The organism is Tumebacillus lipolyticus (assembly GCF_042682745.1).
GTDB classification, from domain to species: Bacteria; Bacillota; Bacilli; order Tumebacillales; family Tumebacillaceae; genus Tumebacillus_A; species Tumebacillus_A lipolyticus.
On the sequence record NZ_JBHUIO010000002.1, the window covers coordinates 1,227,340 to 1,246,554 of the forward strand.

Genomic DNA, 19,215 nt, shown 5'->3' on the forward strand with positions numbered 1-19,215 from the left:
CTGGACTTCACTCCTTACTTCGTCTCTTCTTCCAACATTTTGGCGAGCAGTTCATCGCCAGACATGCCTTCGATCTGCTTGAGCAACTCATCGAGCGCATCGAGCTTCTCCTGCCCGAGTTGGTTGGCCTCGACCATCTGTGCGAGCGATTCGATCGTCGGCGATTCGAAGATCGTGTTGATCGGAAACTCCATGCCGAACTGTTTGCGCATCCGGGTGACCAGTTGGATCGCCACGAGCGAGTTGCCGCCCAGATCGAAGAAGTCTGCATGAACGCTCGGCTGCTTGACGCCGAACAGCTCCGACCAGAAGCCGGCGATCACCGATTCGAGGTCGCTTCGAGGTGCCACATAATCGGCAGCCTGATCGGCGTTCGCAAGCGCCGCCTGACGCGACTCTTCCAACGCTTGCAGGAAGCCTGCCGCGGTGAAGCTCTTCGAGGCGAGCAGCACTTGGTGGAAATCCTGCGTGGAGACGACCGTCTGCGGCAGTCGGTAGGCGAGCGCGCGGGAGAGCGCCTCCATCCCTTCCTCCACCGTCATGCCGAACGTCTCGCGCGCCGCTCGCAGCTGTTGGTGAAGCTCAGCGACGCCTGCCAGCTGTTGCTCTTGCCAGTCATCCCACTGCCAGATCCCCCAGTTGATCGAATAAGCATCCGGTCGAGCGCTGGCGAACGCGTCGAGAAATGTTCCGGCCGCACAGTTGTCAGACTGGCCGAACCCGCCCGTCGCGGCGACCGTCGAGTTGAACAGCAGGAAAAAGTCGAGCGTGCGATCGGCGAGCGCCTCGGCTAACACGAGTGCGCCCTTTACCTTGCGATCTAAGACCGAGGCGATCGTCTCCTTCGTCTTCAGCTGCAGCATCCCGGTGCCGCGCGGATCTTCCGCATGAACCACCGCTGTGATCTCCCCGAAGTGATCGGTCGCCAGCTGAACGACCTGCTGGATCTGTTCGAGGTCGGTGATGTCCGCGCGGAAAGACATCCGATCGGATGCGATCTGCAACGCTTGCGGTTGTGCCGAGCTGTTGCTCGCCTCCCCGTCTGACAGTCCCGCGCCGCCTTCGATCAGGACGAGCTTGCTCTCGGCAGTCTGCGCCAGATAGTCGGCGACCGCTCTGCCGTTTGGCGTATCAGCGCCACTGATCAGAACGACCCCCTGTTTGCGAATGGATACGTCTCGCTTCGGCAGACGCACTTCCTCATAGACTTGCACGAAGCGCAAGCCCTGACGGTAGGCGACGATCGTCTCTTCGCTCTCCGCCGACAGCTCTTCGATCAGGTCGATCGACCGCGTCTGCTCGTCGATGTCGATGCTCAGGGTGGTCACACCGCCGATCTCCTGCGGGATGACTTTGCTCAAGCCGAGCACGGTGGCGCGAGCGGGAGCGATCACCCGCTCTGCCAACACCTCTTGCAAGCGGTTGGTGATGACGCCCAGCTGGATCGATCCGCTGAGATTTTGCTCGCCCAACGCTTGCGCCAAGCACAGCAAGGAGTAAAATCCGTTCGCTTGCGCCCGCTCATACTCCAGCTCCTCCGCTGCGGTCACAGCAAACAGGTGCGCAATTTGCTCCGGCGCTCGACCTGCCTCGACCAGCTCATCGAGCAGGCGGCTGTAATCTTCGCGCTCCGCCGGGCGCACCGTATAGGCCTCCTCCGCCGTCTTGGCAAAAGAGTCGCCTGCCGACACTGTCACCACGCTGCTTCCCGATTCGGCAAGCGACGCTGCCATCGCAGTTCCGACACCTGTGTCGTCGATGAACAGCAGCCAGTTTTGATTCGCTTTCTCCTGAGCGGGCAGCAAGCGCGATCTCTTCCACGTCGGCGCGTAGAACCAATCGGCGATGTCCGCTCGCTTGCGCTCCACCTTGACCTGAGTCGGCTGCTGAAGCTCCATCCAGTAGCGCTTGCGCTCGAACGGATAGGTCGGCAGCGACAGCCGCATCCGCTGCTCGCCCTCGTACAGCTTCGACCAGTCGAGGGGCAACCCGGAGATCCAGAGCTTGCCGAATGCGGTCAGCAGGCACGAAACATCGGACACCTGCTCATCGCGATGGCGCATCGAGGACAGGAGCACCTCTTGGGCACCTTCTGTCGCCACCTGTTGGCGGGTCAGGCTGATCAGCGAACGCCCTGGTCCCGCTTCGAGGAACACGCGACCCGGCTCTTGGAGCAGTTCCCGCACATTGTCAGCAAAGCGCACCGTGCCGCGCAGATGGCGCACCCAGTAGAGGGGGTCGGTCGCCTCCGCTGCGGTGATCCACGTGCCAGACACGTTGGAGAGGTAGTCCAGCTGCGGCGAATGCAGTTCGACCGTCCGCACCTGCTCTTCAAACGCGGCTAAGATCGGGTCCATCATCGCCGAGTGGAACGCATGTGAGGTGACCAAGCGACGGCATTCCACACCGTTTGCTGCCAGCTTCGCTTCCAGCGCGACCACCGCGTCAGTCTCGCCAGCTACCACACAGGCGCGGGGGCCGTTGACAGCTGCCAGCGATAGGCGCTCCTCCAGCAGTTCCATCACCTCTTGCTCGGGCAGCGGAACGGCCAGCATCGTGCCGCTCGGCAACCCTTGCATCAGCTTGCCGCGCACCGCGACCAGCTTCAGCGCATCCTCGGCAGACATCACGCCCGCAAGGACTGCTGCCACATACTCGCCGATCGAATGGCCGAGCATCGCCTGCGGTCGCACGCCCAGCTCCATCCACAGCGAGGCGAGCGCATATTCGATCACAAACAGCGCGGGCTGCGTGATAAACGTTTGGCTCAGCCGCTCGCTCGCCGCGTCGGACGCACCTGCTGGCGGATACAGCACCTCTCGCAGATCGAGCCCGAGGTGCGGCACGAGGTAGGCGGAGCAGAAATCGACCGTTTCGCGGAACACAGACTCTTCGCGATACAGGTCAAGCCCCATGTTCACATGCTGCGCACCCTGACCGGGGAAGAGGAAGACGACAGAGCGGTCGCGAGTTTCCGACTCGCCGGTCACCACCCGCTTGCTCACTTGCGCTCGCAGCGCCTCCACCGCATCCGCATGGCCCTGCACCGCCACGATGCGACGGTGGCGGAACGCCCGGCGCCCCGTCTGCAGCGTATGCGCCACATCGGCCAGCTCCACATCTTGTCGTTCGCTCAGATAGGCGGCGATGTTTTGCGTGGCCGTCTCCAGCGCTGTCGCCGTCTTGGCGGAGAGCACCAGAAGTTGCCACGCTCTGGACGCAGAGGCAGACCTGTCGAGGACAGGCGCTTCCTCCAGCACCAGATGCGCGTTTGTACCTCCCATGCCAAACGAGGAGATGCCCGCACGCAGAGGTTGATCGTCCGCGCTCCACGCTCGGTGCTCCGTGTTCACATAGAACGGTGAGGATTCGAGCGCGAGCTTGGCGTTCGCCCGATCAAAGTGCAAGCTTGGCACCAGCTGCTTGTGCTTGAGCATCAGCGCCGTCTTGATCAGCCCGCTGACACCGGCAGCCGCATCGAGGTGTCCGATGTTCGTCTTCAGCGAGCCGAGCGCACAATAGCCCACGCGGTCGGTGCTCTCTCGGTACGCCTGCGTCAAGGCCATGATCTCGATCGGGTCGCCGAGCTGCGTCCCCGTGCCGTGCGTCTCGATGTAGGAGATCGAATCCGGCTCCACGCCTGCGACAGCCAGCGCATCGAAGATCACCTGCGCCTGCCCGTCGACGCTCGGCGCGGTAAACCCGATCTTGCTCGCCCCGTCGTTGTTGACCGCCGAGCCTCTGATCACCGCATAGATCTGATCGCCATCTGCCAGCGCGTCCTCCAACCGCTTCAAGATGACGACGCCGACACCGTCGCCGCCAACCGTGCCTTGCGCCTGCTCATCAAACGCTCGGCAATGTCCATCTGGGGAGAGAATACCACCTTCCTGATAGAGATAGCCCTCCGGCTGCAGCAGCTTGATCGCCACACCGCCAGCCATCGCCATGTCGCACTCGTGCATCAGCAGATGCTGGCACGCCTGATGCACGGCGACCAGCGAGGTGGAGCAAGCGCTCTGCACCGTCATCGCCGGCCCGGTCAGGTTCAGCTTGTAGGCGACCCGCGTCGCGAGGAAGTCATACGAGGTGGACAAGGTCGCCTGAAGCGCGCCGATCTGTCCGAACAGCGGCTGATTGCCATAGAGGTGGTAGGAAAAACTGTTGTGCCCCACACCGCCGTACACCCCGATGCGCCCCTGATATTGCTCCGCATCATAGCCTGCGCTTTCCAGCGCCTCCCAAGCGACTTCGAGAAACAGCCGGTGTTGCGGGTCGGTCACTTCCGCCTCTTTTGCCGTGTAGTCGAAAAAGTTGGCATCGAACAGCTCGCGATCCTGCAGCAGACCGCCCCGTTTCACATAGTGAGGATCTTGCAAGAGGTCAGGATCAACACCTGCCGCTTTCAGTTCCTCATCGCTAAACTGAGTGAGCGTCTCATCGCCGTTTTTCAGATGCTCCCAAAACTGGTCGATGTTGTTGCTGCCCGGAAAGCGTCCGGACATCCCGACGATCGCGATCCCTTCCAGCTCCAGATTGTCCTTCTCGTGGCTCATCTGTTACTTCCCCCTGCCTTTTGATAGTTGCTTGCGGCGGTTGATCACATCTTTTTTCGAGCTGGCTCGCGTTTGCGACTCTTCCGCTCGCGCAGAATTGTTCGCCACTCCCTTGCTCTCTGTCAACCATTTGGTCAGCGTGTAGACGGTCGTGTGACGGAACAGCTCGACGATCGAAAACTGCGCGTCCAGCTTTTCCTGCAATCTTTCATGCACTTTGATCAGGAGCAATGAATGCCCGCCGAGGTCGAAGAAATTATCATGAATCCCGATGCGCTCCACCTGCAAGACGTCCTGCCAGATGGCGAGCACATGCTCCTCCGCCTCTGTGCGCGGCGCCGCATACTCGTCGTCGCTCTGTGCGCTGCCCGATGGCCGCGGCAACGCCTGACGATCCAGCTTGCCGTTGACGGTCAGCGGCATCGCTTCCAGCGTGACGATCGCCGAGGGAAGCATGTATTCGGGCAAGCTTTCTTTCAGCTTCCCGCGCAGCTCCTGCACCGAGAATGAATCTGCCCGTTTGGGCACCACATAGGCGACGATCCGCTTGTCTCCCGGCTCCTCTTCACGCACGATGGCGACCGCATCCAAAACGTCTTCCCGCGTCGCGATCGCCTGTTCGATCTCGCCGAGCTCGATCCGAAAGCCGCGCACTTTCACCTGGCTGTCGAGCCGTCCGATATACTCGATCGAACCGTCTGGCAGACGGCGCACCAGATCGCCCGTCCGATAGAGCATCCCTTCGCCAAACGGGTGTTGCAAAAAGCGCTCCGCCGTAAGCTCTGGCCGGTTTAAATACCCTCTCGCCACACCGTCTCCGCCGAGATACAGCTCGCCTGGCACGCCGATCGGCAACAGCTGCAGCTGCCCGTCCAGCACATAGGCTGTCGTGTTGGCGATCGGCCTGCCGATCGGGATGTTGGTCGTATCCTCCTCAATCTCCTCGATGAGATGGTAGGTGGCGAACGTCGTGCTCTCCGTCGGGCCGTAGCCGTTTAACAAGCGCTTGGGGCGACCTCCGCGGATCGCTGCCCGAACCCAGCGCGGATCGAGCGCTTCGCCGCCGACCAGCAGATGGCGCAGCTCTGAGAAAGCGTCAGGCACCGCTGCCACGATCTGGTTGAACAGCGCGGCCGTCACGAACATCGCGGTGACCCCGTGCTCCTTGATCGCTCCGGCAAACGCTTTTGGCGTCAGCGCCATCTCTTTCGTCACGCCGACCAGCTTGCCGCCGTTGATCAGCGCGCCCCAGACTTCGAATGTGGCCGCATCGAACGAGGAGTTGGACACCTGCCCCACCACGTCCGTCTCGTCTAACTGCACGTAGTCGGTGTTGCACACCAATCGGTTGACCGCTCGGTGTGGCACAAGTACCCCTTTGGGGGTTCCGGTCGAGCCTGACGTGTACACCACGTAGGCGAGGTGAGTCGCTTCGGTCAAGCTGATCAGATTCTGATCGCTCTCCCGCTCGATCTCCGCAAGATCGCTGTCGAGGCAGATCAGCCTCCTCGCGCGCTGCGGCAGCCCCGCCGTCAGATGCGATTGCGTGACGATCACCTGCAGGTCTGCATCGTCCGCCATGAAGGCGAGCCGCTCCGCCGGATAGGCAGGATCGAGCGGCACATAGGCACCGCCCGCTTTTAAAATGCCGAGCATGCCGACCACCATCTCGTGCGACCGCTCCACACACAGCCCGACCAGCACATCTGGTGCCACGCCCTGTTTGCGCAACAGGTGCGCCAGACGGTTCGCTCGACCGTTCAGTTCCGCATAGGTCAGCTCCGTCCCGTCAAACAGGGTCGCCACCGCATCCGGCCGGACTGCTGCCTGCCGTTCGACCAGCTGATGAATGCAGAGGTCGCGCGGGTACTCCGTTCTCGTCTCGTTCCAAGCGAAGAGCGCCTGGTCTCGTTCCGCATCTGTGATCAGCGGCAGGTGGGACAGCGGGAGGTGTGGATGCGTCAGGACGCTTTCCAACAGCGTTTGCAAATGGTCGGCCATCCGCGCCACCGTCGCCTCGGCGAACAGATCGCGATTGTACTCAAAGTTGCCTTTGATCCCGTCCGGCCCATCCTCCACATACAGGGTCAGGTCAAATTTGGCTGTCCCGTTCAACACCTCGCCGTGCGTAAGCGACAGGCCGCTAAACTTTCGCTCCTCGTGCGGGGATTCAAGAAAGTTGAACATCACCTGAAACAGCGGGCTCCTGCTCGGATCGCGCACCGGCTGCAGGTGCTCGACCAGCTTGTCAAACGGCAGCTCCTGATGCGACAGAGCTTCTGTCGTCATCCCCTTGACGCGATGCAACAGCTCAGCAAACGTCGGATCTTCCGTCAGGTCAGCGCGCAGCACCAACGTGTTGACGAAAAAGCCGATCAGCCCTTCCGTCTCGCGCAGATTGCGACCTGCCACCGGCGCTCCGATCAGCAGATCGGACTGCCCCGTATAGCGGTAGAGCAGCGCGGCGAAAGCGCCAAACATCGTCATGAACAGCGTGGCACCCACGCCCTGACTCCAGCTTTTCAGCTCCGTCGCAAGTACGCTCGGCAGCGAAAACGAGCGGTTGCCGCCCCGATAGGATGGCAAGAGCGGACGGGGTTGGTCGGTCGGCAGGTCGAGCACGACCGGCGCTCCGGCGAGCGACGTTTGCCAGTAGCTGAGCTGTTTTTGAAACTCCTCGCCCTGCAGCCACTCCTGTTGCCAGTGCGCATAGTCGCTGTACTGCAGAGGAAGTTCTGCGAGCGGCGACGGTCTGTGCTCAACAAACGCCTCATACAGCGTGGTCAGCTCTTGGAACAGCACGCCCATCGACCAGCCGTCGAACACGATGTGGTGCAGGGTGAGCAACAGCGTGTGCTCGCGCTCCCCCGTCTGCACCAGCGTCGCTCGCATCAGGGGGCCTGCGCTCAGATCGAACGGCCGCTGCGCTTCTTGCAGCGCCAGCCGATCCAGCTCTTCCTTCGACAGCATCAGGCGCTCGATCTGCACCGCCTGCCGCGCTTGCACGATCTGTTGCACCTCGCCGTCCTGTCTGCGAAACACGGTGCGCAAGATCTCGTGGCGCTCGACGATCTCATTCAGCGCAGCTTCCAGCGCCGTCAGCTGCAGGTCTCCGCGCAGATCGATCTTGTAGGGCATGTTGTACGTCGTGCTGCCCGATTCCATCCGATCGAGAAACCACAGCCGCTGCTGGCTCGATGACAGGTTGGCTGGCCCTTGCTCCGCTCGCTTTTCAATGCGAGCGAGGCTGACGGCGACCATCCCTTCCTCCTGCAGCATCTTTTCCAGCAAGGCGCGCTTCTCTTTCGACATCGAAAATTTTGAAAAACGGCTCATCTCTTTGCCTCCATCATCATTTGCGCTTCTTCTTCTGACATCTCCGACAATTGGAGCAGAAGCTCCGCCGTTTTCTCAAGGCGCTGACTTGCTTCCTGATCGCCTTGCATCGCGCTTGCCAGACCTGCCACGGTCGGCGCGTCAAACAGCGCTTTGATCGCCACATCCACCTCTAGCACCTCGCGAATCTGCGAGATGATCTGCATCCCGAGCAACGAATGACCGCCGAGCGCAAAAAAGTTGCTCGTCACGCCGACTTGCTCAAGTTCGAGCGCTTCAGCAAAGATCACCGCCAGCACCGTCTCCACCGCAGTTCGCGGTTGGACGAACTCGTCTTCCCCTTCGGTGATCACCGGCTGCGGCAACGCCTTTCGGTCGACCTTGCCGTTTGCAGTCTGCGGCAGCGCATCCAGCCGCACAAACTGGGCGGGCACCATATAGTCGGGCAGACGGTTCTTCACAAACGCCCGCAGCTCTTCATCCGCCACGCTCGCTCGCTCCACCAGATAGCCGATGACGCGGCTGTCGTGCACGGTGACGACCGCTTCGCCGATCGCCGGGTGCGCAGTCAGCGCCCCCTCGATCTCGCCGAGCTCGATCCGGAAGCCGCGCAGCTTCACTTGGCTGTCGATCCGCCCCGCATAATGCAGCAGACCATCTGCCGACTTGCGCACGAGGTCGCCCGTCTTGTACAGTCGGCCAAACTGGGTCTCCACAAATCGCTCCGCCGTGAGCTCGGGGCGATGCAGGTAGCCGAGCGCAAGGCCAGCTCCCCCGATGTGCAGCTCACCGGGCACGCCGTACGGCACGAGCTCCTGATGTTCATCCAGCACGTAGGTGTGAACGTTGGCGATCGGACGCCCGATCGGCACCGCGACCGCCTCCGCGCGTGGACAGCGATAAAAAGTGGCATCGATGCACGCTTCGGTCGGCCCGTAGAGGTTGACCAGCTCCGCTTCCATCAGCGAATAGAAGCGAGCGACCAGCTCTGGCGACAGCGCCTCGCCGCCGCAAAACACTCGCTTGAGGCTGTGGCAGTCGGTGAAGCTCGATTCGGACAGCAACATCGAGAGCATCGTCGGCACGACCTGCAAGACAGTCACTTTTTCCTCTTGAATCACCTGCGCCAGGTACCGCCCGTCGAGGTGGCCGAGCGGTTCGGCCAACACCAAGCGCCCGCCGGCGAGCAGCGGCGCGTAAAACTCCCAGACGGATGCATCGAACGAGAAGGACGTCTTCTGCAAAACCGCATCCTCGCAGCCCAGCGGAAACTCATCCTGCATCCACAGCATGTGGTTGCAGATCGCACCGTGCGGCACGACCACCCCTTTCGGCTGACCTGTCGAACCGGAGGTGTAGATCACGTAGGCCGGATCGGTAGCTGCCACCTCGACTTCGCAGTCGGAGCGATCATCGCTTGCGCTGATCGACGCAACCGCATCGAGCTCGACCAACTGCGCGCTCGCTGCTGCAAACAGGTGGCGCAACTCCGCTCCGGTGAGCAACACGCTCGCCTGCGAATCTTCCAGCATGAAGAGCAGGCGCTCCTGCGGATACTCAGGGTCGAGCGGCAGGTAGGCCGCCCCCGCCTTTAGCACTGCGAGCAGGCTTACGACCATCGCGACCGACCGCTCCAAACAGACGCCGACGACCGAACCGACGCTGACGCCTCGCCGTCTCAGCTCGCGCGCCATCAGATCGGCACGCTCGCTCAACTGGCGATAGGTCAATCGCTGTTCTCCGGCGACCAGAGCGATCGCGTCAGGTGTGCGCGCAGCTTGTGACTCGAACAGCCGGAAGAGCGATCGCGATCGCTCACCATACTCGCGTCCGGTCTGCTGCCGCTCTGCCAACAGCTGCTCGCGCTCCTCTTCGCCGAGCAGTGGCAGCTGCGCGACCGACCGCTCTGGCGCTTCGACGATCCCAGCGAGCAGGGTAAGGTAGTGGCCCATCAGCCGCTCGATCGTCCGCTCGTCAAACAGGTCGCTGCTGTATTCGAACACGGCGGCCAGACCGTCCGTCTCCTGCATCAGCAGCAGGGAGAGGTCAAACTTGGCCGTCCCGTTGTCCAGCTCGACCAGCTCCTGCACGAGCCCAGGCAGCGTGATCGCCTGCTTCGGCGTGCTTTCGAACACGAACATCGTTTGGAAAAACGGCGAATGCGAGCCATCGCGCTCAGGCTGAAGCTCGGCGACGAGCGTGTCGAACGGCACATCCTGATGAGCGAACGCGCCGAGCGCAGTCTCCCGCACTCGTGCGAGCAGCTCCCGAAACGGCATCTCCCCCGCCACCTGCGTCCGCAGCACCAGCGTGTTGACGAAAAAGCCGATCAGCCCTTCCACTTCCGCTCGGTTGCGCCCTGAGATCGGGGTGCCGACGATCACATCTCGCAACTCCGCATAGCGGTGCAGCAGCGCCTTGAACGCCGAAAGCATCGTCATGTACAGCGTGGCGCCCTCTTGCCGGCTCAGCTCCTTCAGCGCTTCGACCAGCTGGCTCGGCAACATCATCCGCTTGCTGCCGCCGCGAAACGAGTTCACCGCCGGCCGGGGCCGATCTGACGGCAGCTGCAGCACAGGCAGTTCTCCGCTGAGCTGCTCTTTCCAATAGGCGATCTGCGCTTCCAGCACGCCATCGGACAGCCAGCTTTGCTGCCAGCTCGTATAATCGCCATATTGAACGGGCAGCTCGTCCAACGGAGCGGGCTTCCGCTCGACAAACGACGCATAGAGGGTGGCAAACTCGCGGCGCAACACTTCGAGCGACCAGCCGTCCGAGACGATGTGGTGCATGTTGAGCAACAGCACATGCTCCTCCGCCCGCTCCTGCAGGAGCGTCGCCCGAAACAGCGGCCCGGCTGTCAGATCGAACGGCTCGCCAGCCGCTTCCTGCAACTGCTGCCAAGTCTCGCATCGGGTCAAGCGCACAGGCTCTGCTTCTCGCACCACCTGCACAGCATGACCATCCACTTCCGCAAACACCGTCCTGAGCGCCTGATGACGCCTGACCACTTCGGTCAGCGCATCTGTCACCGCATCGTGGTCAAGCTTCCCCTTCAAACGCATCGCAAGCGGCAGGTTGTACAGCGAGCTTCCCGCCTCCAGCCGATCTAAAAACCACAGCCGCCGCTGGGCGAACGATGCGGGCACCGGCTCGGTTCGATCGGCAGGCGGAAGCCCGCTCAGCGGGAGGCCATCCTTTGTTGCGTCTCGCTTTTTCTCCGCAGCAAAATCGTTTGCATCGCTCGCAGGAGCGGCGGAGACAGCGTGCGCCAAGCTGCGCACCGATCGCGCTTCCAGCACATCGCGGAGCGTCACCTCCACGCCGAGCTCGCTCCGAATCCGCGAAAGGATCTGCGTCGCCAAAAGCGAGTGTCCGCCCAGCTCATAAAAGTCATCGTGCACGCCGACTCGCTCCAGCCGGAACACTTGCGCCCAGATCGTTGCGATCGCCTCCTCCACCCTGCCTTGCGGGGCGACATAAGCTTCGGAGAGCGAAGATCGACTTGGATCGGGGGCGGGCAATCGCCGCTTGTCCACTTTGCCGTTTGGCGTGAGCGGAAGCGCATCCAAGCGGACAAACGCGGCCGGAATCATATAGGCTGGCAGCCGTTCCGCCAAAAAGGCACGCCACTCGGCAACCTGGAAGCGCTCCTCTGCCAGAACCAGATAGGCGACAAGCTGCTTGTCCCCTGGGCGATCCTCCCGAACTGCGACCACGCATTCCTGCACCGCCTGATGCTGGCTCAGGGCAGCTTCGATCTCCCCGACCTCGATGCGGTAGCCGCGAATTTTGACCTGGCTGTCGATCCGACCTAAAAACTGCAGATTGCCGTCTGGCAGGTAGCGAACCAGATCGCCCGTTCTGTACAGCCGTTCGCCCGGCACGAACGGGCTCGGCAGGAAAGCTGCTGCTGTCAGCTCATCTCGCTTCCAATAACCTCTCGCCAGCCCGTCACCACCCGCGTATAGCTCGCCGGGCACTCCGATCGGAACGGGTTGCATCCCCGCATCCAGCACATACGCTTTCGTGTTGCTGATCGGGCGGCCGATCAGCACAGACGACCCGACATCCTCGACCGATCGCATCGCGTAACAGCAGGTGAAAGTCGTGTTCTCCGTCGGGCCATATCCGTTGATCAGGCAGACGCCCTCCAGCTCGCGAAGCGCCTTTTGCACATGAGCAGGAGACAATACATCGCCGCCCGCCAGCAGGTAGCGCACACCGCGCAGATCGTCCAAGCGATGCTCGACCATCTGATGAAAAAGACCTGCCGTCAGCCAGAGCACGCTCACGCCGTGCGCCTTGATCGCGCGTCCGATCTCCTCCAGCGAGGAAGCGCCGTGCGGCAGCAGGACTACGCGCGCACCGTTCAGCAGCGCCCCCCAGATCTCCAGCGTCGCCGCATCGAAAGACACGGCGGCCGCCTGCAAAAACACTTGCTCCGGCCCAAAGGGCAGATAGTTCGCATCGCGCACCAGCCGGATGACGCCGCGCTGGGGGATCATCACCCCTTTGGGCAAGCCGGTCGAGCCGGACGTGTACATCACATAGGCCAGATTATCAGCGGTGGTGACGCACGCCAGGTTGGACGCTTCCCCCTCAGGCAGCTCATCGAGGCACACCACCTGCGCGTCATGCGCCGGCAGAGCGTCTTGCAGCTGCGATCGGGTGACCAGCGCGCGCACCTCCGTATCGGCGAGCATGAACGCCAAGCGCTCCTGCGGATAGCTGAGATCGAACGGCACATACGCCCCGCCCGCCTTGAGGATGCCGAGCAACCCCACCACGAGATCGACCGACCGCTCCACACAGATGCCGACGAGCACGTCCGGACCGACCCCGCTGCTCCGCAAGCGCCTCGCCAGCCGGTTGGCGCGCAGATTGAGCTCCTGATAGGTCAGCTGCAGATCTGCATCGACCACCGCAACGCGATCGGGAAACAGCACCACCTGCTCTTCAAACAGCTCCGGAATCGACATTTCCCGCGGGTAGTCGCTCGCGGTCAGGTTCCAGGTCACCACCAGCTGTTCGCGCTCCTGCTCCGAAAGCCACAGCGCAGACAAGCTCTCTTTCCATCTGGCGCTCATCAGGCTCGACTTGCCCGCAGAGAGCTCCGACTCATAGCCAGCTGCTGTCATCAGCAACAGATCGCGCAGTCGATCATGCGCCTGCAGCGGCAACGCCAGATCGAGTCGATATTCCGCCTCGCCCACTCGGAACAAGCACGCTTGCAGACGGTCAGCCATCCGCCCGCTTGCGACGATCTGTTCACGCTTTTTATTTTGTTCATCAGCTGACAGTTCACGCAGGTCCAGTGTGGTCAGCACCATTCTTTCATCTGGCAACAGCTGGCACTCCAAGGCAGCCTTATGCAGATTTGTCTGAAAACAATCGAGGTGGAGAAAGCCCTTGAGCAACATCGTCACAGGAAGGATCAAGCGAGGTGTGAGAGATGAGTGAGAGAAGGACAATTGAGAGAGTTCAACAGGAGTAAACATTCTAAGCTCGACCCTCTTTCAATCGAAATAATCAACTGCCAGCAGTTTGATTGCTTGCAGTTTGATAGAATCATCAATACTTTTTCAGTGAATCTGATCCACGAAGATTGCGCTATCTTTAGCATACTTCACTTATTTATTAAATAACAGAATTGTAGCACATACGACGAAGCTTATCAATTAACATTTCGTTATCATTTGAAAAGATAAAATCAGACTAAATGAAAAGCAGGAACAGCTCAATAGCTGCTCCTGCTCGCTCTTTTCATTATTTCGGATGCGGATCGCCCACCAAAAAGCGACAGGTGATCGAAAATCCCCACTCTTTCAACTTGGCTTCCGCTTCGGCGATCCGCTCGTCGAGCGCATCCTGCCCCGGCTTGAACAGAAAGCCTCCGACCGTTCCGCTGTGCGCCACCTGCAGGCCGAGGGAACCGATCTGCATCGTCAATTTTTGCAGGTCTGCAAAGCGCAGTTTGGGCAGGTAGTGCTGGTTGATCTCCGAGCTCTCCGTCGCGACCTGCCCGACCAGGCTCGCATCCTGAAGCTGCACGGCGCGGCGCATGATATCGCGCAGCTTGACAAACCGGTCGATCTCTTCGAGGTTGTAGTTGGCAGGTTCGAACGCGAGCGTATCCACCCCGTTCGAATGGGGCTCCGTGTTAAAACCGAGCACTTCAAACGATGGGAAGGGCCCGCCAAAATCTTCGATCACAACACCGTCGCGCTGGGCGAACAGAACCGCTTGGTCGATAAACATGATCGAATCGGCAGCAGTCTCCGATTCGACCGCCAGCGCCCCGATCTGCTCCTCTGGCAGCTCGATCTCCAGCGCATCTGCCACCGCCATGATCGCAGCCACCACGTCGCCCGTCGATGACCCGAGCCCCCAGCCTTCCGGGATGTCGCTCTCCACGATCAGCCGCCCGCCGACCTGCTGTGCTCGCAGGTTGGAAAGCGTCACCTCAACCGCCCGCAACGCCTTTTTCTTAAACTCCGGTTCGACGACCAACCGCCCGCTTCGATCGGGGATAAAATGCGCTCCCGCCTGATAGCGATCACAGGGCAGCGTGACCAATCCGCGCCGCAAAGAGCCATCCGACCGATAGAACATCCCTTGCAAGATCTCCCCGTGATGGCAGATCGCTAGCCCATAGCCCGCCTTTGTATAAGTTTTTTGCCCCGCACTTGCCAAATCCACAAACCGCGCATCCCGCATACTCTACCTCCACCGCAGACTTGGTCTTCCGCTACACGATCCTGCTCCACTGTTAATCTATTCCATACGATCGAGTGATCTCGATATGTATTTTATTATTGAGTAATTGAAAAATAGTTTCTCTCATATATATATTACACTAACTTTATACTTGTAAAGCTAATATTGGAACATTTTTAGTGAATCATTTCAACATTTTTAGAATTCTGAAACGTTTCGCGCGCATTTTCGACTATAATACTAGAAAGGGGGATCGTTCATGTCACAACCCAACAACGCCAATCCGATTCAACCGAATGAACGGATGTTGGAACTGGATGTGCTTCGCGGATTTGCCATCTTCGGCATTCTGATCGTCAACATGCAATTTTTCTCCACAGCATTTCAATATCTGAGTCGCGTGCGAGCCAACATGTGGACCGAAGAGGGGGACAAGCTGGCCAAGCTGTTGATCGACAGCTTCGCATCCGGCAATTTCTACACGATGTTTTCCTTTCTTTTCGGCATCGGCATGATCATCTTTCTCGATCGCGCCCGCGCGAAAGGAATCAGGGCGGTACCGCTCTTTTTGCGCCGGGTCACCATCTTGCTCTTGATCGGTCTCGTTCATGCGCTGCTGATCTGGTACGGGGACATTCTGGTCGAGTATGCGGTGCTCTCCTTTTTCCTCATCCTGTTCGCCCGAGCAAAGCCTCGGCTCGTGCTCGCTTCCGCCTTTTTCTTTCTCCTGCTTCGCCCGGTCTTGACCTACTTCGGCGCCTATCAGAAGATCACCGTGCCGCTTTACAGCGCATCGGGGCTCGGCAACCAACTTTGTGACGTTAACGGGCTGCTCGATCGGGCCAACGCAGCGTATCAGTATGGCACATACGGAGATCAGGTCGGGCAACGGCTCGTCGATTTTGTCTATCAATACGGCACGTTCTGGGCGCTCTTCCCCGTCGTGTTCGCCATGTTCCTCTTTGGCGTCTATGCGGCGAAGAAACGCATCTTTCACGATGTGGAAGGCAACATCAAGCTGATTCGCCTCGTCTGGCTCGGCTCCTTGATCGTGGCGTTGCTCACCACGTTCTTCAAATCGGATCTGACAGCGGTCAACACGATCTCGTTCAAATACGTCTACAGCCAATGGTTTCTCTCGCTGCGCAATCCGGCGATCTGCTTCTTCTATGTGACCTCGATCATTCAGCTGCTGCGACTGCCCGCCTTGCGAGCTGCCAGCCTGCCGATCGCGACGGTCGGGCGGATGGCACTGTCCAACTACCTCGCCTCTTCGCTGATCTGCACCACGCTGTTCTACTCCTTTGGATTCGGCCTGTTCAACAAGGTGGGGCCAGGCACCGGGCTGTTGATCAGCTTGCTGATCTATCCGCTGCTGGTCGTGTTTTCGATCCTCTGGCTCAGGCATTTCCGCTACGGCCCTGTCGAATGGATCTGGCGAACGCTCACCTATGGCAAGCTGCAAAGCATGCGGCTTCCGGCGAGCAAAGCGACCTCAACAGCTGCCGAATAAGCTCCTTTTAACACCATTAGGAAGAAAAACTGATAAGTCCTTTGCATTTGATTATAACATGAAATGAATAAAATAGGTCTCACTTTCAATTTATTCTTCTTATTATTTTCAACAGTTGATCGTTTCGATCCAAACGTTGAAAACACATCGGCAATCCGAATCGAAAAAGCCCGACCTCTCGCGACAAGCGAAGAGGTCGGGCCTTTTTATGCCTCAAAGTACAGCTGCCGAATCTGATCTGCCACTTCCCCGATCCGATCGGCCACCTGCGGGATCGAAAAGCCGATATAGATCGGAGAGGCGATAAACCTCGGCATGATCTTCACACAGATCTGCTCATGAAAGCGGTAGAAGAACAGGTTGTACGAATTGCACGCTCGATGAAAATTGTGCATCAGATAATGGGCGGCGATCTGAACATAGTCGGCCATCACGTCGACCTTTTCCCCGTCTTTCAAGATGGCGTTCAGCTCGTAAAATCCGACGCGCGGCGCCGTCGAGATGTTCAGTTCAACCCCTGGCTCTCCTGCGATCAACAGCCCTTGAAACTGCTCCTCCTGCACGTCAGCCAGATAATCGATCTGCTTGAGTCCCACGATCTGCATGTGCGGATGGCGGATCGTTCCGCCAGATTGCGGCCCGTGGCTTTTGAACATCACAACAGAGCGAAACTCGCCGCTGCGCTCCATCTGGTCCCACTCGCGCAGGGCAAAGCGCATCAGGCGATGCAGATGATCTTTGCGATATGTAGAAAACTCAGCCAAACACTCGTCCGTTTCGATCAACACAGTCTGCAGCGTATCCTGGAGGACAGGATACTTGTTTTTCAGCAACAGAAGCGGGCCATCCTCTGCTAAGATATCGGTCAATGACTCTCGCGCACAGAACGGGCAGGCCGTCTCTCGATTGATGATGCTCTCCGGCTTTTGCTGCCCGATATTCATCACAAATTGCAAATGCGTGTCTGTCGAATAGGACATCTCGATCCACCCGATTCCCTCTTTTCCCTTCATTCTACCCTGTCCCTCCCGCTCGGACAAGCCTCGTTGCCCGGTCGGTAAACATTTGGTGTCGAGATGAATATCCAGATAGGAGCCTCGACTGCACAGCGAAAGGGAGGGGATGAGACGTGCTGACTGTGACGACCGACAAGACGCACTATCGGCTCGGCGAGCCTGTTCAAATCACGCTGACGCTCTCCAATCGGAGCGATCAGCAAGTCGTTTGCTATTTTAACACTGCACAGCGATATGATATCGTGGTGAGCCAAGCAGGGCGCGAAGTCTGGCGTTGGTCAAACGACCGCTCCTTCGCACAGGTGACCGGCAGTTTGACCCTGAGCCCCGGTCAATCGGTCGAATACACGGAGCGGTGGAACGGGCAGGACAATCAAGGAACTCCCGTCACACCTGGCACCTACACGATCACCGCGCAGATCACTTCGATCGGTCGGTCTGCCCATTTTGCCCAAGAGGACGATCGATCGTCTCCGTTGCATTAAGCTGAGGAAACATCGCGCCCGCTGTTCCTCACAGCTCGCCAGCGCCCTGTTGCAGGCGGCTCGCCAGCGTCGCCCGTGTGACCACCTCGTCGATCTGCTCTTCCTGCGCGCTCTGCAGGTCGGCACGATCTACACCCAGGTAATAGGAGAGAAAAGCGGTCGTGCGCACCAGATATTCATTCGTCTCTTTCAAATAAGTGCCGACATGCTGCTCGGCGGGTGAGATCCAAAGCACCGTGTTCCGCGAACCGGACGCTTCTGCCAGCTGCCTGCTCTCCTCTGCTGGGATGATGTCATCCCCTGCCGCGTGAATCAAAAACACACCCCGATCGCGAACATTTTGGATCGATTCGATCGGCTGTACCGTTTGGGGCTCGATCCCGGTCAACAGGCTGGTCTCCCAAAGCGCCAACTGCGGCATAAACCCGATGTCGGCGATCGGGTGCAATTTCGGCAGGTTGCCCGCTAAATATTCGCTCAGATCGGTGAAGGCGGAGTCGGCGATGACCGCTTTCACCTCCGGCACTTCTGGCGCCACATCTAAGGCGGTAGCAGCCCCCATCGAAAACCCGACCAGTCCGATCTGCTGATAGCCGAGCGATTTTACATATTCGATCGCACCGATCAGATCCTGTTTTTCATAATAGCCGAGCGAAGTCATCGTGCCGTCCGACTCGCCCGCCCCGCGAAAATCGAACATCAGCGACGCGATATCGCGCCGGTGCAAGACGTTCGCCATATGCAAGGCCACATTGGCGCTCGCCCTGTTTTCCGAATAGCCGTGCGCAAAAATCACGATGCGCTCCTGCTGCTCCGCTGCCGGAATCAACCAGCCTTTTAACGTGATGTCCTGCTCTTGGCTGGAAAAAGAAACATCTTGGTAGTCGAGATAAAACGCTTTCGGCGACCCCTCGACCCGTTTCTTTTCCGGATGCAAATAGCTCCAGCCGATATATCCGACGCTTGCGCACGGCAGCAGGACGAACAGCATCACCATCAAAAAGGACAGCCAGATCCAGACTCGCCTTTTTCGCTTCATCTCGCTCCTCCCCTTTCTATACATCCATTTATCTCCAAGCTTCAGCAAAAAAAAACAAGCGGATGTCTGAACATTCCAGACATCCGCTTGTCGTCACGTGCAAAGCGACTCGCCGTCCTAACAGCCGCAGCCGCCAGCAGCACCGCCAGCGCCGTACCCAAACGGGACGACGAGGATAAACAATACGAAGATGATCAGAAACACAACCGCCCATCGGGTGTATGCACCGAACGCACCATCCATCAAAGATACCCCCTCTCTGCTCTACTAAGATACGGAACAGCGCGGGGTCAAGACACGGACACCCGTCCCGCCTCAGCAAAAACGGGCAGACAAAAGGTGAAGGCAGTTTGCCTTCACCTTTTGTCGAGCACAAGCTAGATCTGCTGACCTGGCTCGCCTGCACCATCCTCTTGCCGGTATTCGTCATACGCGACCAGCACGAGGCCGAGCTGCGACTCCAATCGGTTGATCGCCTGATGCTGTTCCTGAGTCAGATGGGCTAGTTGGTTCGTCATGTCGATCCCTCCTTTGCGAGTGACTCAACATG

At 59.5% G+C, this 19,215-nt stretch carries 10 protein-coding genes; 2 read left to right on the forward strand and 8 right to left on the reverse strand.

The features are described 5' to 3' along the window. Positions 1-14: 14 nt before the first annotated feature. From ACFSOY_RS04580 to ACFSOY_RS04595, 4 genes are all read right to left on the reverse strand, one after another. Positions 15-4,556 carry a type I polyketide synthase gene (locus tag ACFSOY_RS04580; RefSeq protein WP_386044341.1) on the reverse strand — a complete coding sequence of 1,514 codons (4,542 nt, stop codon included), beginning with the start codon at positions 4,554-4,556 and terminating at the stop codon, positions 15-17. Between the two features lie 3 nt (positions 4,557-4,559). Beyond that, positions 4,560-7,892 carry a non-ribosomal peptide synthetase gene (locus tag ACFSOY_RS04585; RefSeq protein WP_386044342.1) on the reverse strand — a complete coding sequence of 1,111 codons (3,333 nt, stop codon included), beginning with the start codon at positions 7,890-7,892 and terminating at the stop codon, positions 4,560-4,562. Beyond that, positions 7,889-13,240 carry an amino acid adenylation domain-containing protein gene (locus tag ACFSOY_RS04590; protein WP_386044343.1) on the reverse strand — a complete coding sequence of 1,784 codons (5,352 nt, stop codon included), beginning with the start codon at positions 13,238-13,240 and terminating at the stop codon, positions 7,889-7,891. The genes ACFSOY_RS04585 and ACFSOY_RS04590 overlap by 4 nt, the downstream gene beginning before the upstream one ends. A 421-nt stretch (positions 13,241-13,661) precedes the next feature. After that, complete coding sequence (locus ACFSOY_RS04595; protein WP_386044344.1) at positions 13,662-14,594, reverse strand: GHMP family kinase ATP-binding protein; 933 nt, start codon at positions 14,592-14,594, stop codon at positions 13,662-13,664. Positions 14,595-14,871: 277 nt separating this feature from the next. Between ACFSOY_RS04595 and ACFSOY_RS04600 the strand changes: the two genes are divergently transcribed. After that, positions 14,872-16,125: a DUF418 domain-containing protein gene (locus ACFSOY_RS04600; protein ID WP_386044345.1), complete on the forward strand. Its 1,254-nt coding sequence runs from the start codon at positions 14,872-14,874 to the stop codon at positions 16,123-16,125. 206 nt (positions 16,126-16,331) lie between these two features. Here the strand turns inward: ACFSOY_RS04600 and ACFSOY_RS04605 are convergent, their stop codons facing one another. Continuing rightward, complete coding sequence (locus tag ACFSOY_RS04605; protein ID WP_386044346.1) at positions 16,332-17,138, reverse strand: DUF4931 domain-containing protein; 807 nt, start codon at positions 17,136-17,138, stop codon at positions 16,332-16,334. 116 nt (positions 17,139-17,254) lie between these two features. Between ACFSOY_RS04605 and ACFSOY_RS04610 the strand changes: the two genes are divergently transcribed. Then, on the forward strand, positions 17,255-17,626 hold the full coding sequence (locus ACFSOY_RS04610; RefSeq protein WP_386044347.1) for a DUF7974 family protein: 372 nt from the start codon (positions 17,255-17,257) through the stop codon (positions 17,624-17,626). Positions 17,627-17,654: 28 nt separating this feature from the next. Here the strand turns inward: ACFSOY_RS04610 and ACFSOY_RS04615 are convergent, their stop codons facing one another. The 3 genes from ACFSOY_RS04615 to ACFSOY_RS04625 all read right to left on the reverse strand — a co-directional run bounded on the left by ACFSOY_RS04615 (position 17,655) and on the right by ACFSOY_RS04625 (position 19,183). Beyond that, positions 17,655-18,665, reverse strand: coding sequence for an alpha/beta hydrolase (locus ACFSOY_RS04615; protein WP_386044348.1), 1,011 nt, complete (start codon positions 18,663-18,665; stop codon positions 17,655-17,657). Between the two features lie 117 nt (positions 18,666-18,782). After that, positions 18,783-18,908, reverse strand: a complete 126-nt coding sequence (locus ACFSOY_RS04620; protein WP_386044349.1) for a hypothetical protein — start codon at positions 18,906-18,908, stop codon at positions 18,783-18,785. A gap of 134 nt (positions 18,909-19,042) precedes the next feature. After that, positions 19,043-19,183, reverse strand: coding sequence for a hypothetical protein (locus tag ACFSOY_RS04625; RefSeq protein ID WP_386044350.1), 141 nt, complete (start codon positions 19,181-19,183; stop codon positions 19,043-19,045). Positions 19,184-19,215 lie beyond the last annotated feature (32 nt).

What these genes read in the sequence shown, in the direction of transcription:
- ACFSOY_RS04615 (WP_386044348.1), bottom strand. Translation starts at nt 18,665, where the DNA reads ATGAAGCGAAAAAGGCGAGTCTGGATCTGGCTGTCCTTTTTGATGGTG.
- ACFSOY_RS04580 (WP_386044341.1), bottom strand. Translation starts at nt 4,556, where the DNA reads ATGAGCCACGAGAAGGACAATCTGGAGCTGGAAGGGATCGCGATCGTC.
- ACFSOY_RS04620 (WP_386044349.1), bottom strand. Translation starts at nt 18,908, where the DNA reads ATGGATGGTGCGTTCGGTGCATACACCCGATGGGCGGTTGTGTTTCTG.
- ACFSOY_RS04625 (WP_386044350.1), bottom strand. Translation starts at nt 19,183, where the DNA reads ATGACGAACCAACTAGCCCATCTGACTCAGGAACAGCATCAGGCGATC.
- ACFSOY_RS04585 (WP_386044342.1), bottom strand. Translation starts at nt 7,892, where the DNA reads ATGAGCCGTTTTTCAAAATTTTCGATGTCGAAAGAGAAGCGCGCCTTG.
- ACFSOY_RS04600 (WP_386044345.1), top strand. Translation starts at nt 14,872, where the DNA reads ATGTCACAACCCAACAACGCCAATCCGATTCAACCGAATGAACGGATG.
- ACFSOY_RS04605 (WP_386044346.1), bottom strand. Translation starts at nt 17,138, where the DNA reads ATGAAGGGAAAAGAGGGAATCGGGTGGATCGAGATGTCCTATTCGACA.